The following is a 401-nucleotide window of genomic DNA, read 5'->3' as shown; positions in this document are numbered from 1 at the left end:
GCGTGGCAGCACGCGCCGCGTCTGGCCGTGGTCGGTCCGGCCAAGCGTTGCGGCAAGTCCCGGCTGCTCGATGTCGTGACCGAGACGGTGCACTCTCCGCTGATCACGGTCAACGCCAGCCCGGCCGCGATCTTCCGCTCGATCACCGACGACGATCCGCCGACGTTCCTGGTCGACGAGGCCGACACCCTCTTCGGCACCGCCAAGGCGGCCGAGCGCAACGAGGACCTGCGCGGCCTGCTCAACGCCGGGCACCAGCGCAACCGGCCCACCCTGCGCGTCACCGGCCCCGAGCACACCCCGGTCGCATTCCCCACCTTCGCCATGGCCGCCCTCGCCGGCATCGGCGACCTGCCCGACACGATCATGGACCGCTCCGTGGTCATCCGCATGCGCCGCCG

The 401-nt window shown here is 72.1% G+C and carries 1 pseudogene; it reads left to right on the top strand.

The features are described 5' to 3' along the window. Positions 1-401 (top strand): annotated as a pseudogene (locus tag DEH69_RS28330) (hypothetical protein); the annotation flags it as partial.

The sequence above is a fragment of the Streptomyces sp. PT12 genome, assembly GCF_003311645.1.
Classification (GTDB): Bacteria; Actinomycetota; Actinomycetes; order Streptomycetales; family Streptomycetaceae; genus Streptomyces.
The sequence above is the reverse complement of the archived record's forward strand: the minus strand, read 5'-3'. Positions and strand labels throughout refer to the sequence as shown.